This is a genomic window from Mesorhizobium sp. M0317 (genome assembly GCF_040321555.1).
In the GTDB taxonomy this organism is placed as follows: Bacteria; Pseudomonadota; Alphaproteobacteria; order Rhizobiales; family Rhizobiaceae; genus Mesorhizobium.
Window position 1 is genome coordinate 147,744 of sequence record NZ_JAMYRV010000001.1, and the last position, 15,621, is coordinate 163,364.

Sequence of the window (15,621 nt, forward strand, 5' to 3'; positions counted from 1 at the left end):
GATAATCGGTGCCGATGGCGGTTAAGTAATGCCATGGCGGAACATATCACTTTGGATCGGCTCACTGGCATCATCGCCTTCGCGCGTGCGGGATCGCTGGGCAGCTACACGGCAGCGGCGCGCGCGCTGTCGATTTCCCCGTCGGCGGTCAGCAAGAGCGTCCAGCGGCTCGAGCGGCATTTAGGAGTGTCGCTGTTTACCCGTACAACGCGCTCGCTCACCTTCACGCCCGAAGGGCGCGACCTGCATGAGCGCGCGCTGCGTCTGCTACGCGAGGCGGAGGAAATAGAGCAGGCGGCAATGACCGCGCGCTCCGAACCATCGGGCACGTTGCGCGTGGCCGCGTCGCTGCCGATCGGACTGCATCTGATCGCTCCGGCTTTACCGGCTTTCCGTCGGCTCCATCCGAACCTGATCGTCGATCTCAGGCTGGGTGACCAGATGGTGGACATGATCGAGGAAGGGATCGACGTCGCCATACGCATCGGTGATCTGGCTGACACCCGGCTACTATCACGCAAGATCGCACCCCATCGGCTTTGCTGCTTCGCCTCGCCAGCCTATCTCGAGGAACGCGGCACACCGACCCATCCCGATCACCTGGAGGGGCACGACACCGTCAACCTTCGATATCAGAGCACAGGCCAGGCCTTTCGCTGGCCCTTCCGGATTGGCGACCGTGAAATCGAGATCGTGCCCAATTCCGGTGTGGTCGCCGATGCCAGCGATGCCGTGCTCATCATGCTGGCAGCCGGCGGTGGGATAGGCATAGGCGCCTCCTTCATGGCGGCTCCCTATGTGAAGCGCGGCGAACTGGTCCCAGTGCTGTCCACGTTCGCGGTCGAGCGAAACAATGTCACCGTGCTCTGGCCGGCAAGCCGACGCGCCAACCCCGCCGTGCGCGCCTTTCTGACCATGCTCGACGCCGCTTTCACTCTGCGAATGGCAGCTTCAAGCATCGACTGATCTGGCGCGGAAGGGTCGCTAAAGGGCGAAAGCGGTCAATCCTGCTGATTGGCTGAACGGCAGCTATTCCGGGCACAACGTCCAAAAGCTGCTATTCCGTTTCGGCCCCACTACAGGCCGCCCCTCCACGTCGAATAGCATTAGACTAGTTGATCGGCTACAACGACCTAGATTGCTAGCAACGGGGAGGGCACATGTCGGCGAGTGCTTACGCATTGACTGGCTTCATCTCGTGGGCGCTGGCCCTGCTGATCGTGATGGAAGTTATCCGGAGCTACCTGGTGATCTCTGGGCAAGTCCCGGCAAACGGCTTTACGCCAGATAACGGAGCCCTCTCCCCGTTTATGCGGAGGTTAGCCCGTGCCCACGCCAACTGCATTGAAGGGCTTCCAATCTTCGGAGGTCTGCTCGGAGTCGCGATCATCATTTCAAAGACAGATGTCACGGATCCCTTGGCCTCCACGATGTTAGGCGCACGTATAGTGCAGTCGGTGATCCACCTCGTCTCAACCAGCCAACTCGCGGTCAGTCTCAGGTTCACCGCGTTCGCTGTGCAAATGGTGATTGGTGCGTATTGGTGCTGGTTGCTGTTGATCTGAAGAGTGGCGGAGCCCCGACGCAAAAGTGGGCCACCTCGATTCCGGGAGCCTTGGCAAACCCACTCCGGATCGTGACCCGAAAGACTGTCCCTTTTGACAGGCGAGCGAACCGCAAAACTGGCAGTGGCAAAACCGCCGTTGAGGCATGATATTGCTGTTGGATTTTGGGGCTACTCCCCAGCTTCGGAGAAGGATCGGCGTTCAGAGAGCAATTTGCACGCCTGGGCGCTGCGGCGCTCCCCAGCTTTTGGCCACACGCACGCCCTGCAAACGCTCGGGCTCAAGAGCGCCTGGCAGCGGAGCAGAGAATTGTTGGACTTTGTGAGTGTTAGAGGGAGAGGAACTGAGATTCAACCTTCTCCACCTGCACTTGTTCCTTGCACGCTGGCCTCAGCAGCACCTAATCCTGCCATCCAACCTGGAGGAGCAAGCCAGTGCTACCGAGCTGTGTAGACACGGATCGGCTCGCGCTGTAGCCATAGGCCTCCGCCCGTCGGGGTTCACCGGCGCCGGGGTGGGGGGCCGGCCTAGGGGGGGCCCAGCAACGCGCACGTCAGCCTGGCTATCTTTCGAGTCGCCGGGTCCGGTGACCGCCAGATCGTCAGGCTGGATTATACCCGACAAATCTTGATAGTCTGCCGTTCTGGGGGTCGCACGATGAACGAGGTTGAAAAGCTGGCCGTCGAGGTTGTCGCGACCGGCCTTGGCTGGCCCGAGGGCCCGACGGTGCTGCCCGATGGCCGAATTGTCATCGTCGAAAGCTATCGCAGCCAGCTGACGGCCATAGATCGCGACGGAAGTGCTCGCCAGTTCGCGTATGTTGCCGGAGCGCCCAACGCCTGCGTTCTCGGATCGGATGACCTGCTCTATGTCTGCCAGAACGGCGGCACGACCGGACCTTGGCGGGCCGCGGACATGACGACGCCATCGATCCAGCGGGTTGCCGAAGGCGGAAAGCCGGAAATCCTGCTGAGCGAAGTCGCGGGCATTCGGCTCAATGGGCCAAACGATCTTGTATTTGCTGCTGACGGCCGGCTCATCTTCAGCGATCCCGGCACATACAACCCGGGGAATCCGGACCCAAGCTACATCTTTGCCGTCAACCCCGACGGCAGTGCGTACCTTGCTCTCGGCTTCGACAAGCCGACCTTCCCCAATGGTGTGGCGATCGAAGCCGACGGCTCGATCATTTGGGGGGAGTCCTATACGGGGCGCGTCAAGCGGCAGCGTCCGGATGGTTGCGTCGAAGACCTGGGCCGCTTGCCTGGGCCCAATCCGATTCCGGACGGGCTGAAGGTCGGAGCCGATGGCCGCCTTTATGTCACGGATATTGCCGCCAACGGCATTCACGTTCTGAAGCCCAACGGCACAGCGGAAGGTTTCTTCGTCTGCGGCAAGGCAACGACCAACTGCGTCTTCTCGGGCGAGATGCTTTGGGTGACAAATGCCGGCGTGCTGGCGACCGGCAGCGATCCCTCCTTTGAGGGAACACTCTCCTGCGTGCGTGTTCCGGGAGGCGGTGGACCGACGCATCATGGTCGCATCGGCGGAAAGCAACCGTGAGTAGCTCCTCGTCCGCCTCAAACACAGGCGATGACCCCGGCGCCGGCGGTGCGGCATCGTCTGCTTCGATGGCGGCGTTGAAGCGCCTGTACAGCGTGGCCGCGGTCCGCATCGCCGCGCGGCGGACTTTGCCACGCCCGGTGTTCGACTTCGCCGATGGCGGTGCCGAGGATGAGCGAACGCTGCGCCGGAACGAGCAAGCTTTCAACGAGGTTGCCATTCTGCCGCGACCACTCAACGGTGCAACGACGCGAGACCTTTCCCTTGACCTCTTCGGCGCGAAACTTGCCATCCCGCTGGGCATCGCGCCAACCGGCCTGGCTGGGCTGTTCTGGCCCGACGGCGAGCGCGCAGCCGCCCGAGCCGCAGCGGCCGCAGGGACATTCTACTGCGCCAGCCACGGATCGGTCTGCACGCTGGAGGACATAGCAGCCACCGGAAGTAGCCCACGGTGGATGCAGGTGTTCGTCTATACCGATCGCGGCTTCACCCGAGAAATGGTGGATCGGGCGCGTGCCTCAAGCTACGACGCGCTGGTGCTCACCATTGATAACCAGATGCTTGGCAACCGTGAACGCGACATCCGCAACGGTTTTGCCATCCCGCCGCGCTTCGGTGTGGCCGGAACCCTCGCGACCGCCACCAAGGCGGCGTGGCTTCTTCGTATGCGCACCCGACTCCCGAAACTGACCTTCGGCAACTACGCGCGCCCCGGAGATACGGCGACGGTCGGTGCATTGGCGGGCCGGATGGCCGCAATGCTCGATCCCGGACTCTCCTGGGCCGATGTCGACTGGCTGCGCACTGTCTGGTCCGGACCGTTGTTGCTGAAAGGCGTCCTGCATCCCAGCGAAGCCGCCGAGGCTGTAGCCCGAGGAATCGACGGCATCATCGTATCCAATCATGGGGGACGTCAGCTTGACGGCGCCGCCGCATCCCTGGACGCGTTGACGGCAGTTGTCGCGGCTGTCGCCGGCCGCGTACCAGTGCTTATCGACGGCGGCATCAGGCGAGGCTCTGACGTCGTCAAGGCCCTGGCGCTCGGCGCCTCGTGCTGTCTGATCGGGCGGCCGCAGTTGTGGGGGCTCGCGGTCGCCGGCGAGGAGGGGGTACGCCACGTGCTCGAACTCTACCGCAAGGAAATCGACCGCGTCATGGGACTGATGGGCGCGCGGAGCCTGCGCGACCTCGGGCCGGACTGTATTTCGTTCGTTCAGGGAATGGGGCCGCTACATGATTGAAGACCCACCACTGCTCACCATCAAGCGGCGTTTCGAACGGCCCGCAGCAGAAATCATCAGTGCTTTTGCGGGCGTGCCGGTTAGCCAGGTCGTAGACGCGATGGGGGGACGCGGCGCCTTGCATTATGCGATCAAGCCACTGTCGCCAGCTACTGCGACGATGGTCGGCGTCGCCGTGACCTGTCACTGCGGTCCCGCCGACAACCTCGCCCTGTTTGGAGCACTGGATGCGGCAGCAAGTGGCGATGTCATCGTCGCGGCCACCGACAGCTTTGCCGGTACCGCGGTAACTGGCGATCTCGTGCTCGGCATGGCGCGCAACAAGGGGGTCGCCGGCTTCATCACTGACGGCCTGGTGCGCGACGTTGTCGGGATCGAGGCGGTCGGGTTGCCGGTTTACTGTGCCGGGGTCATTGCGAATTCGCCTGCGCGAAATGGTCCAGGCACGGTCGGATTCCCGGTGGTGCTGGGAGGAGTGACTATCTCGCCGGGAGACATACTGGTCGGCGACCGCGACGGTGTCGCCGTGGTGCCTCGCCTGGAGGCTGAGACTGTGCTGGCCCGGCTCTCCGCCATCAGGGCGGCTGAGAAAACTCTTGATGGCCTGGTGCGGCAAGGTCTCGAGATGCCCGACTTCGCCAAGGTCGTCCTCAAATCGAACAGGGCGCGCTTCGTTGACTGAGATGTGAGCTTCTCTAGCTGCGGGACATGTGAAGCGCAACACGATTTCGTCCTTCCGATTTGGCACGAAACAGAGCCAAATCGGCGGCATTGACGAAATCGTTTGGCGTCTCGTTCTCGGTGGGCACCGCTGTTGCGACGCCGACGCTGATGGTCACGCGATCCGGGCCGTGGGGTATGTTCAACTCTCGCACGCTCTGGACGAGCCGCTCGGCGATCGCACTGGATTGTTCCAGTATGGTGTCGACCAGCACGATGACGAACTCTTCGCCTCCGTACCGCGCAGCGAGATCGGTGGAGCGGCCGGAACCGCTCTGGATTACGCGGGCGATTTGCTTCAGCACATCGTCGCCGGCCATATGGCCATAGGTATCGTTGTATCGTTTGAAGTTATCGGCATCGATCATCAACAGCGACAGTGGGGACTGTGCGCGAAAAGCACGTTTCCATTCAGCCGCCAGATATTCGTCAAAATAGCGCCTGTTACCGAGACCTGTCAGGCCATCGATCCGCGTCAGACGTTCAAGCTCTAGATTTGCACTGATCAGCTGTCGCTGGCTTTCCCTCAGCGCTCGGTGTGCCGAGTCTCGCTGGACGTGATCCAGATAGGCCCGCGTGTGATATCGAATGCGTGCAATCAACTCGATACGATCCGGCAGTTTGACGAGATAGTCGTTCGCGCCCGCAGCGAAGGCTTCGCCCTTGGTGGCTGGATCTTCCTTGCTCGACAGCACAATGACTGGAACCGCGCGTGTCGACGCATGCTTCCTGTATTCTCGCACCAGATGTAGCCCATCCACCCCGGGCATGACGAGATCCTGCAGGATGACGGTTGGCTTTACCTCATCCGCGACCGTCATCGCTCTCAACGGGTCGGTGCAGAAGTGTAAGGAAATATCGGGCTCGTTGGCTAGGGCGCGCCTGACCGCCTCGCAAACCATGATCTGATCATCGATGAGCAGAACCATGGATGAATAGTTATCTGCGAGTGGCGGGACCAACTCTGGTTCTTGCGTCATCGGAAGGGGCCTTTCACGTGGAGCGCTCGCAGGCTTCGATTATACGTGAGCCGATCGCACCCAAAGGAAGAATATCAACAGCCGCGCCGATGTCGGCGGCGGCCTTCGGCATGCCATAGACGGCACTGGTTGCTCTATCCTGCGCGATTGTGAGATGTCCCTTGTCACGGAGCTGTCTCAGCCCGCGCGCACCATCCCTGCCCATGCCTGTGAGCAGAACACCAATCACCGAGCCAGGCCACCATTGCGCCGCACTTTCGAAGAACACATCTACCGACGGCCGATAAACATTGTCCTTGGGGCTGGGCGTATAGCCAAGTTGCTGAGCTGACTTGAAAACCAGATGATCCGCAGAACTGGCAACGAGAACGGTGCCCGCTTGTGGACTATCCCTTTCCCCCGCCGGACGGATCGGGAGACGCGTATGCTGCCCTAGCCAATCAACAAGGCCTGGAACGAACTGAGCATCGAGATGCTGGACGAGCACAATCGCGCCGCGAAAATCAACGGGAAACGCGCTCAGGACTGCGGCAACGGCAGCCGGCCCGCCCGCAGAGGCGCCGATTGCTATCACGTGTCGAGTTGACGGCTCAGCCGCACGTGACATCCGCCTTTTTGCCTGGGTAGGCGCATCGCCGATCAACTTGCCTATCGTTCGGATCTTGTTCGTCAAAAGCCGGGCGGATTGCGAGGACGCGTTGCCTTCGATGCCCACTGACGGAATATCGACTGCGTCAAGCGCGCCATGACCCATTGCTTCGTAGACGCCGGTGAGGTTGGCTTCGATACTGGCGGTCACCAGCAAGATTGAGCACGGGGTTTCCGCCATGATTCTGCGGGTCGCTTCCACGCCGTCCATCTCTGGCATCGCTAGATCCATGAGTATCAGATCCGGCAGATCACGTCTGCAGACCTCGACCGCCTCACGCCCATTAGTCGCGATCCACGCGACCTGATGTTCGCCGGTCAACAGAACCAGTCGACGCAGAAGTTCAACCGCCATCGGCATGTCGTTAACTACGCCGATTCTCATTCGCTGGCTTCCAATCTCGATCTCATTCAGCCGCCTCGCCAATCATGTCCACGACGGCATGGATCAGCGCCTCGTCCTGAAAACTACTCTTGGTCAGATAATAGTCCGCACCTGCGTCGAGCCCGCGCGCGCGATCTTCTTCCCGATCCTTGTATGAAACGATCATAATGGGTGTGTTCTTGAGATCAGCGTCCTTTCTGATCAAACTCACCAGCTCGATGCCATCCATGCGAGGCATGTCGATGTCGGTGACGACGAGATCGAAAGGACCAGACCGGACGGCATTCCACCCGTCCATGCCGTCTACCGCCACTTCGACCTCATAACCGTAATTGCCGAGCATCTTGCGCTGGAGTTCGCGAACCGTCAGTGAATCGTCAATCACGAGCACGCGCTTGCGCCTGCTCGCTTCGGGACCGCCCGCGGCGCGCCGAAGAGCTCGAAATCCGCTGGACGATGCAAGCTTTTCCACCGATCGGATCAGATCGTCGACGTCGAAGATCAGAACAGGCGAACCGTCTTCCATCAGGGCCGCTGCGCTGATGTCCTTGATCTTGGCAAACCGTGGATCGAGAGGTCTGATCACTAACTCGCGTTCCCCGAGAAAACGGTCAACGATCAGGCCGTACGCATCGCCCCGACCCGCATCCACGACGACGACCGATAGTTCGTTCGGTTCCGATCCGGGCTCACCTCGATCGAGCACCTCGCGAGCGGTGACCAGCCCGATCTGTCGATCGTTCAATCGAAAATGCGGCCGGCCCTGCAGGACGTTGATCTCCGTCCGCTGCAGTTTCAAAGTCTTGGAAATGGCAGCGAGTGGAAAAGCATAGGGCTCTCCATCGACATCGACGAGCAGCGTGCGCAGGACCGACAATGTCAGCGGCAATTGCAGTTGAAATCGGGTTCCGTGGCCAAATTCTGAGGAGACGCTTGCGACTCCCCGGACTTCCTTCGTCATGGCTTGCACTGCATCGAGCCCCACACCGCGACCTGAGACGTCGGTAAGGCCCGCTTTCATGGAAAAGCCTGGCAGAAACAGAAATGCGAGCAATTCGCTTTCGCTGAGTGTTTCAGCACTTTCCCTGGTTGCAAGTTGCCGGGCGACGACGGTCTCGCGCAGCTTCGAGAGCTCTATCCCCCTGCCGTCGTCCACCACGGCTATCTGCAGCAGCCCGGCATTGTGCCTCGCTTCGAGCCTGATGAGCCCCTCTTCGGGTTTGCCCATCGCGAGGCGCTCCTCAGGCGGTTCAAGCCCATGGTCTACAGCGTTGCGCAGAAGGTGCCCCAAAGGGGCATCGAGCTGCTCGAGGATATCGCGGTCGATGCCGGTCGAGCCGCCTACGATCTCCAGTCGCACCCGCTTGCCAAGGGTACGACCGAGGTCGCGGATCATTCTCGCATAGTGTCGCACGCCGTCCTCAAAAGGCCGCATCCGGCTCGCCAACGTTTCGTCGTACAATCTGTTGGCAAGATCGGTCGCTTTCCGATCCACTGAATCCAACTCATCGAAACGCTCCGCCAGGAACGCTTGGCTCAACCGAAGCTTTCGCTGCGCTTCAGCCAGCGCCTCCACCACCGCCGCATCGTTTGAAACCGGCGGCAGCACTGCATGAAGATTGTCGAATGCACTTGCGAGGTCCGATTGAAGTCGCTTCAGCCGTAGCAGCCCGTCAGCGAATGGCCTGAGCCGCCGAGCTTCCATCAGCGACTCGCCAGCCAGCCCGAGCAATCGGTTCAGGCTGTCTGCCGTCACCCGAACCATTCTATCAGAGCTGATGCTGCCGTGGGCTTGCGGCACCGCCCCAACGAGGAGGTTCGCTGAAGAGGTCGTCGCCAGTTGCTCCTGGGCATGATCTGGAGTTGCGAAATCAGCTGCAGAATCTTGGGGCCCGGGCTTTGCCTGGGGGAGGGACAACCCCTCGAACTTCGCGAGAAAGGTTTCGGCTTCTGAGTTGGCGCTTTCGCTCGATGATCCCGATGCGATCAATTTCAAAAGGTCAGAACCTTGCAGAAGCGCGTCTATATGCTCCCGTCGCACCCTCAGATGCCCGCGTTGCGCTGCGACCAGGCAGTCTTCCATCGCATTTGCAACTTTGACTGCGGGCATCAGGTCGATGATGCGGGCAGCTCCTTTCAGGGAATGCGCGGCACGCATGCATGCTTCCAGGGCGTCGGCGGCGATAGGATCGCGTTCGAGTGCCAGAAGTCCAGAGGTCAGAGCCCGTGACTGCGTCTCCAGTTCGGCCTGGAAGAGGCTGAGCATCGAAACCTGGCTGAAGTCTTCATCTGTCATGCGATGCTCCGATCCAGCATCGTGAGCAGTTGTCGTGGATCGAGACAGCCAACGGCTCGTCCTTGCCATGGCAGCACGGCAACCGTAGCGGCAGACAGTGCCTTCCCAATCATGGCCGGAACAGCGAGAGTGTCGCGTTCCTGGTACCGATGTAAGCCGTGGATCTCATCAACCATAAAAGCAACCCGCTTGTCGCGCTCGCCTACCACGACAAGGCGGCGAAATACCTTGGTTCGTGTGCCTTGTTCCCCTTCCTTGCGCTCGTCTATCCCGAGCAATTCGGCCAGGGAAAGGCAAATGAGCAATTCACCACGGACATTCGCAATGCCGAGCAGTGCACTGTTCCTGCGATGTGGAAGTGAATGAACGCGACGAGATTCAGCCACTTCATGAAAAATACCGACTGGAAGTGCCAGCCATTCCTCCCCCAAACGGAAGAGAACGGCCGTCTGCAGCGCGTCGCTGTCTGCCGAATCGATCCCTGCACGACCAGCGTTGTCAGGCCATTCGTCGCGAGATGCCGAGGGAGCTGCACGGTCGAGGAGGCGTCGTGCGATCTTCTTGTAGGTCGGGCAATTGCGGCAGTGGAGATGCTGCTCTAGTAGCGGACATGACTTGTCACCCCGTACGCCTATTTGCCGCCAGCAGTCGTTGATTTCGATCTGCTCCACCGGCTGAGCGATCCTTGTCGAAGCCGCCATCAACTGCCGCTCCTTTTCTGGACCCGACCCAGCCGGCCGGCCAGCGCCTCGGCGCCGTTATGGTCGCCTTGCTTGCTAAGCAGCAAGGCCAGATGGACAAGAGCTTCTCGATGATTTGGCGCGAGATAGAGCGCCTTGCGATAACTTTGCGCGGCTTCGGGTGCAGAACCATCCGCATCCTGGACGAGGCCCAGCAGGTAGAAGATTTCTGCGGAAGGACCGAACTCCTTGAGATGCGCCAGGGCGACCTCCTGTGCCTCCTTTACGCGTCCTGCATTGGCGATCCGTTCAACCGCGATGAGGCTTTCCGAGGCGCGTGCAAGCGGCTTGGCCGGAGCCTGCCCGCGGCCTTCATTGCCAATTGTCGGTCGGAACGGACGAAGAGGCTCGCTCTTGTTGACCTTAGGGCTTGGCGTCCGCACCGGGACGGCGGCCGAAACCTTCGGCGCCGTGGTCTTGACGGGCTCCGATTTCAGAAAGGCGAAGGCCAATGGCCATTCAGCGGAAAGAAAGCCATGCACCCTTGGAAGAGCTGCTTCCGCCGGACCGACCAGAAGAAGTCCGTCTTTGGCCAGCAGGTCCTTCAGGCAGATCAATGCGCGATCCTGCAGCTCTCGATTGAAATAGATCAGCAAATTGCGGCAAAGCAGGATGTCATAGACCTCTTGCCCGAAAGGCGCGTGAGAACCGAACAAGTTTCCTACCATGAACCGAACCTGTTTCAGCACCCCAGCAACAGGCCGCAACCCGCCCTCGGCCGCTTCGAAATAGCGATCCTTGAATTCTAAATGGCTGCCGCGAAACGAATTGCGGCCATAGATGGCGTGTTCAGCCGTCGCGATATTGCGGCTGCTGACGTCCACGCCATCGATCTTGAACTCATGCGCCTCAAAGCCGGCATCGAACATGGCCATGGCGACCGAGTAAGCCTCTTCGCCGGTTGAACATGGCAGGCTCAGGATTCTTATCGACTGAGCAGGCTTGTGCGCGCGCGCATGCCGCGCCAGCATCGTGAACGCTTCTCGGTCGCGAAAGAACCAGGTCTCTGGGATCACCACCGCATTGATCAGCTCCTGCAGCTCCTGCGAGGAACCGGCCAAGTGTTGCCTATAGGCCTGAGGGTTGGTTATCCGGCATGCTTCCATCCGTTCTCTGACCGCCTGACGAACCACTGTCGGACCAACGCTGGCACTGTCCAGTCCAATGGTTTCCGTCAGGAGCTTTTCTATTGCTCCGGTCATTGATCACCTATTGCCGCCTGGCGGAGCAAAGCGGTACGAATCTCTTCCGAAAGCAGCGCTTCCACTTTGACCCACTGAATGATCTCCAAACCATCGGAAGCCACCGGCCCAAGATAGGGCGGGGTTCCTGGTTCCAGTCCGAACGGCGCGAAATCGGCCGGGTCTCGCTCGATCGTATCCGTCACCCGTTCCGCGATCAGCCCCAGCAGGCGTCGCTCGCCATCATCCGCCGGATAGCGCGTCACAACGATCCGGGTGCTCAACAGGCGCTCCGATGGTCGGCCAAGCGCAAGAAGGGTGACATCGATCAGGGGGATGGGTATTCCGTTATAGCTGACCAAACCCACCACACCAGTTGGCGCACCCGGAAGAACTTTCACGTCGATATAGGGCAGCACCTCTTCAATTTTGTGGACATCGATCAAGTAGCGATCCGGACCCATGCTGAAGGCGAGGAATAGCATTGTCACCTCCTACTGCCGGCTCGCTATGCTCGTAGCTTGAACCTCGATATGCTACTTCGCATGCCGCCTGAGACTTGATTGAGCTCGTCGATCGCGAGCGTCGATTGCTGAAGGGACTCGACTGTTTGCTGAGCTGCCTCGCTTAGCTGGGTTAGCGTGTCGCTGATCTGCCCCGCGCCGGTCGCCTGTGCTTGCATGCCTTCATTGGCGACTTCGAAACGTGGCACCAGCCCCTGAACCTGCTGAATGATCTCGAAGAGTTGCCCGCCGACCTGCTGGATGTCCTGCATACCCCGACGGACCTGCTCGGAAAACTTGTCCATGCCCATCACCCCGGCCGCGACTGCCGACTGGATGTCCTTGACCATTTGCTCGATATCGTAGGTGGAGACAGCTGTCTGGTCCGCGAGCCTTCGGATTTCCGTCGCCACCACTGCAAAACCCCGGCCATATTGGCCTGCCTTCTCCGCCTCGATGGAAGCGTTGAGCGACAACAGGTTCGTCTGATCGGCCACTTTGGTGATGGTCGTCACCACCTGATTGATGCTGCCGGCTTTCTCGCTCAGGATCGCCAGTTTGGAATTGATCGCGCCAGCCGCTTCCATGACCTGCTGCATGGTTTCTTCCATACGGGTCAGCCCCGCTTGCCCCCCGCCAGCCACGGCAGCGGTTTGTTCGGCAACTGTGGAGACCTCGTTCATCGTGCGGACCAGTTCGTTTGATGTGGCGGAGATTTCCTTGGCTGTCGCTCGGATTTCTGTTGTGGTCGCTGCGATTTCAGTCGCAGTTGCCTGCTGTTGCTTGGAGGTGGCGGCGATCTCAGTTATCGACGTGCCGACCTGTATGCTGGACCTTTGAACCTGACCAATGAGGGTTGTGAGATCGTCCGCCATTGCGTTGAAGCCGTCGGCAAGCACGCTGAATTCGTCTCGGCGCCTCAGATCGAGCCGTTCGCTGAAGTCGCCTTGCCGCATCAATTGAACCGCGTCGACCAAACGGGTGAGCGGACCTGTAATGGCGCGAAACAGCTGGTAACCCAAAAGAAGGGCTAGCCCGAGGGCTATCAACAAACCAACGCTCAAACCGACTTCGGCCGTTCTGACGATCGAGCTGATCCGCTGCGTCGCGCTGTTTGCCTCGCCTCTGTGATCCTCAACCATGGCCTGCAGAGCGGACTGCAATTTTACAAAGATCGGCTCTACTTCGTTCTTGATAGCTGGGCTTTCATTGGGAGTTTCACCTTTCGACAAGGCAGCCCGGCTTGTTTCCAGCACAGCAGTTTCAGCCAGACGGAATTGGTTGGCGAGTTGTTTGACGGCTGCATAATTCTGCTTGTCGATATCGGAGACGATCGTTGCCTCATAGTCGTCCATCGACCGCTGCACCTGGTTGCGATTGGTCGTGATCGCGTTTTCAACCGTGCTTCTGTCTGACGGGTTGTCCTGAAGGGCATATTCCTGAAGCAGACTATGGGCCGCCATCTGGCCCGTCATGATCTCGGTACTGTGATAAAGGTCCGGAAGGATGCCCTTCTCGACCTCAGTCGCCTCCTCCCCCGCCTGAAGAAACCAGGCGTACGCGATGAGGGCTATCACGGACATGACCACCAGAACGGCTGCGAAACTGACGAGGATGCGGTGGCGTATTGTCAGACTCTTCATGGAACCGGTTCACCAATGGGGGGCATCGTGGGCTGCGCGACAAGCGCTCGTTCCGACATATTCGAAAAGGTGCGTCGAAAAGCGGTAGTCTGATGCTGAATGGTTTCTTTTCCGTTCCATAGCTAATGATGGCGAGGCGGCTCGCCAATCGGCGCCGCCAGAAGCGGTGGTCAAAGGACGACTGCCGTCCACGCACATCAGCCCGAGATCGGCTGGATGGCACGCCGCGTCAGGAGGAGCGTGGACGAGCTGCTTGAGGCCACGGATTGAATGACTGCTTAGGCCAGGTCGAGGCAAGAAAGCCGACGTCCTGCTTGCTGCCCCTAAGCTGCCAGGCGGGAACGCGCCTCATATCAGCCGTCCAGCATGATCGTCGCACTGAAAGCGGATCGCCGAAACCACATGTCGCAAACTGGCCAGCGCGTAGATTGGCGCCGAGTACGGGTTCGACATGCGCAGGTGACGATAACTAAATGGCAAGCGCCCCCGCCTGAGGCCCCTCAGGACTAAAATGATCTTGAGACAGTTTCAAATGCGCATCCTCAAGCGGCGGCCGCCAACCGCACAAGGATGAGCACAACGTGACGAGCGCTCTGGAGCGTAGAGGGGACTAACCCGACAATCCCTTCCTTTGCGACATTGCGGCGGGGAAAAAGATTACGAGATGGAGCAGGCGTATTGCCAAAGGGGTCCAGCAGCGAGAGTTCGCGTTTTCCGCCTCGGCTGTGAACCCGCTTCCATTCGCTGATCTTGCTCAGGTCGAGGTCTACTTGCCATCGAGGGCTCATGTCCCAGCTCATAAGCAGGCGGTTGGGTAGGTCTCGGCCAGCACACGGCCCGGTGGCACTCCTGGGGTCCACACCGCAGGTTCAAACTGACCACCGACCCAGGGTTCGAAGACGTTCCCGATCGGAACACCGAGCAGATTGTGCTCGCTCTCCCTCAAGTTACTGAAATCTTCGTGAAGACATTGAAGGCGTCGCAAAGGACGCCTCGACAACGACGGAGTCGCTTTAAGGGCCCGGCCACCGGATGCTTAGACATCGTTGACAAGGGTGCTACGGGATCATAACGTACCTGATTGGTATAACAGGTATGCCACATGATCGGAGTTCTGATCAAGCAGCGGAAGCTTTCGGACGAGGTGGCAGCGCACCTCGAACGGATGATCCGAGAGGGAGAGTTGGCCGAAGCCGACCGTCTCCCATCTGAACGGGAACTCATGCGGCAGTTCGGGGTAGGGCGGCCTTCCATCCGTGAGGCGCTGCTGCATCTGAGCAAAATGGGCCTTGTCGAGGTAAAATCGGGGGAGCGTGCCCGCGTCACTCGACCCACTCCTCAATTCGTGATTGACGCCCTTTCAGGGCCGGCTCGGCACATGATTTCGGCGCCGGGAGGGGTTCACGACTTCCAGAGCGCGCGCTTGTTTTTCGAGGTCGGTCTTGCCCGCAACGCCGCCGTGCATGCTACCCCGGAAGACATTGAGAGCCTCAAGGAGGCGCTCGAACTCAACCGTCAATCAATCGGCGACCTGGCGCGCTTCGAGCGCACGGACGTAGACTTCCATTACGTGCTGGCGGTAATCACCCGCAATCGGATCTTTACAGCTATTCACGCGGCGTTGGCTGAATGGTTGCTCGAACAGCGTCGCACCACATTGGCCAAGGGTGAAGACCGCAAGGCTTACCAGGCTCATCGCGAAATCTTCGAGGCCGTCGCCGCGCGCGATCCAGACGCGTCAGAGGCGGCCATGCGCAGCCATCTCGAATATGTGGCCAAGCGGTATCTGCAACTTGCGAGGCCCAAGTGATGACCGGATTTGTCGTCTGGGTCGATTTCCGCCTGAGGCCTGGTGCCCGGGACAAATTCCGAGAACTTGTCGACGCCAATGCGACCGCCTCGATGCGCACCGAGGCCGGCTGTCGCCGCTTTGACGTGACGGAGGCGCGCGGCGAACCGGATCGGGTCCTGCTCTATGAGATTTACGATAGCGAGGCCGCATTCGAGGACCACTGCCGCACCGCTCATTTCGACGAATTCAATACGCAGAGCGCGCCGCTCGTCGTGACCAAGTTGGTGACGACCTGCGACCTCGTTCTTGAAGCCACGCATTGAAGCGAACATAGGCGGATTGGCCCATTGGGGCGAACGGGAGG

The 15,621-nt window shown here is 60.1% G+C and carries 14 protein-coding genes; 7 read left to right on the forward strand and 7 right to left on the reverse strand.

Annotation, left to right across the window (positions count from 1 at the left end; translation table 11 throughout):
• Positions 1-33: 33 nt before the first annotated feature.
• The 5 genes from NKI88_RS00745 (at position 34) to NKI88_RS00765 (ending at position 5,051) form a co-directional block, all read left to right on the forward strand.
• Positions 34-966 carry a LysR family transcriptional regulator gene (locus NKI88_RS00745; RefSeq protein ID WP_023742812.1) on the forward strand — a complete coding sequence of 311 codons (933 nt, stop codon included), beginning with the start codon at positions 34-36 and terminating at the stop codon, positions 964-966.
• A 194-nt stretch (positions 967-1,160) separates the two neighbouring features.
• Entirely contained in the window at positions 1,161-1,565 is a 405-nt protein-coding gene (locus NKI88_RS00750; RefSeq protein ID WP_023682292.1) for an MAPEG family protein, read from the forward strand.
• 657 nt (positions 1,566-2,222) lie between these two features.
• Positions 2,223-3,128 carry an SMP-30/gluconolactonase/LRE family protein gene (locus NKI88_RS00755; protein ID WP_023713489.1) on the forward strand — a complete coding sequence of 302 codons (906 nt, stop codon included), beginning with the start codon at positions 2,223-2,225 and terminating at the stop codon, positions 3,126-3,128.
• A 68-nt stretch (positions 3,129-3,196) separates the two neighbouring features.
• Entirely contained in the window at positions 3,197-4,369 is a 1,173-nt protein-coding gene (locus NKI88_RS00760; RefSeq protein ID WP_352653522.1) for an alpha-hydroxy acid oxidase, read from the forward strand.
• Complete coding sequence (locus tag NKI88_RS00765; protein WP_023682289.1) at positions 4,362-5,051, forward strand: RraA family protein; 690 nt, start codon at positions 4,362-4,364, stop codon at positions 5,049-5,051. The genes NKI88_RS00760 and NKI88_RS00765 overlap by 8 nt, the downstream gene beginning before the upstream one ends.
• 13 nt (positions 5,052-5,064) lie before the next feature.
• Here NKI88_RS00765 and NKI88_RS00770 read toward each other — a convergent pair whose 3' ends face one another.
• The 7 genes from NKI88_RS00770 to NKI88_RS00800 all read right to left on the reverse strand — a co-directional run bounded on the left by NKI88_RS00770 (position 5,065) and on the right by NKI88_RS00800 (position 13,465).
• Positions 5,065-6,018, reverse strand: coding sequence for a response regulator (locus tag NKI88_RS00770; RefSeq protein ID WP_023669440.1), 954 nt, complete (start codon positions 6,016-6,018; stop codon positions 5,065-5,067).
• A gap of 64 nt (positions 6,019-6,082) precedes the next feature.
• Positions 6,083-7,102, reverse strand: coding sequence for a chemotaxis response regulator protein-glutamate methylesterase (locus NKI88_RS00775; protein WP_352653523.1), 1,020 nt, complete (start codon positions 7,100-7,102; stop codon positions 6,083-6,085).
• Positions 7,103-7,124: 22 nt separating this feature from the next.
• On the reverse strand, positions 7,125-9,398 hold the full coding sequence (locus tag NKI88_RS00780; protein WP_352653524.1) for a hybrid sensor histidine kinase/response regulator: 2,274 nt from the start codon (positions 9,396-9,398) through the stop codon (positions 7,125-7,127).
• Positions 9,395-10,099 carry a chemotaxis protein CheW gene (locus NKI88_RS00785; protein ID WP_081726787.1) on the reverse strand — a complete coding sequence of 235 codons (705 nt, stop codon included), beginning with the start codon at positions 10,097-10,099 and terminating at the stop codon, positions 9,395-9,397. Before NKI88_RS00785 ends, NKI88_RS00780 begins: the two co-directional genes overlap by 4 nt.
• Positions 10,099-11,340 (reverse strand): CheR family methyltransferase, encoded by a 1,242-nt coding sequence (locus NKI88_RS00790; RefSeq protein ID WP_352653525.1) that lies wholly within the window; start codon positions 11,338-11,340, stop codon positions 10,099-10,101. Before NKI88_RS00790 ends, NKI88_RS00785 begins: the two co-directional genes overlap by 1 nt.
• Positions 11,337-11,804 (reverse strand): chemotaxis protein CheW, encoded by a 468-nt coding sequence (locus NKI88_RS00795; RefSeq protein ID WP_023700505.1) that lies wholly within the window; start codon positions 11,802-11,804, stop codon positions 11,337-11,339. Before NKI88_RS00795 ends, NKI88_RS00790 begins: the two co-directional genes overlap by 4 nt.
• A gap of 23 nt (positions 11,805-11,827) precedes the next feature.
• Positions 11,828-13,465 carry a methyl-accepting chemotaxis protein gene (locus NKI88_RS00800; protein WP_023689447.1) on the reverse strand — a complete coding sequence of 546 codons (1,638 nt, stop codon included), beginning with the start codon at positions 13,463-13,465 and terminating at the stop codon, positions 11,828-11,830.
• 1,102 nt (positions 13,466-14,567) lie between these two features.
• Between NKI88_RS00800 and nanR the strand changes: the two genes are divergently transcribed.
• Together nanR and NKI88_RS00810 are read left to right on the forward strand one after the other, a co-directional pair.
• Positions 14,568-15,275 carry a transcriptional regulator NanR gene (nanR, locus tag NKI88_RS00805; protein ID WP_023734096.1) on the forward strand — a complete coding sequence of 236 codons (708 nt, stop codon included), beginning with the start codon at positions 14,568-14,570 and terminating at the stop codon, positions 15,273-15,275.
• Positions 15,275-15,580 (forward strand): putative quinol monooxygenase, encoded by a 306-nt coding sequence (locus NKI88_RS00810; protein WP_023734095.1) that lies wholly within the window; start codon positions 15,275-15,277, stop codon positions 15,578-15,580. The genes nanR and NKI88_RS00810 overlap by 1 nt, the downstream gene beginning before the upstream one ends.
• The last annotated feature ends 41 nt before the right edge of the window (positions 15,581-15,621 follow it).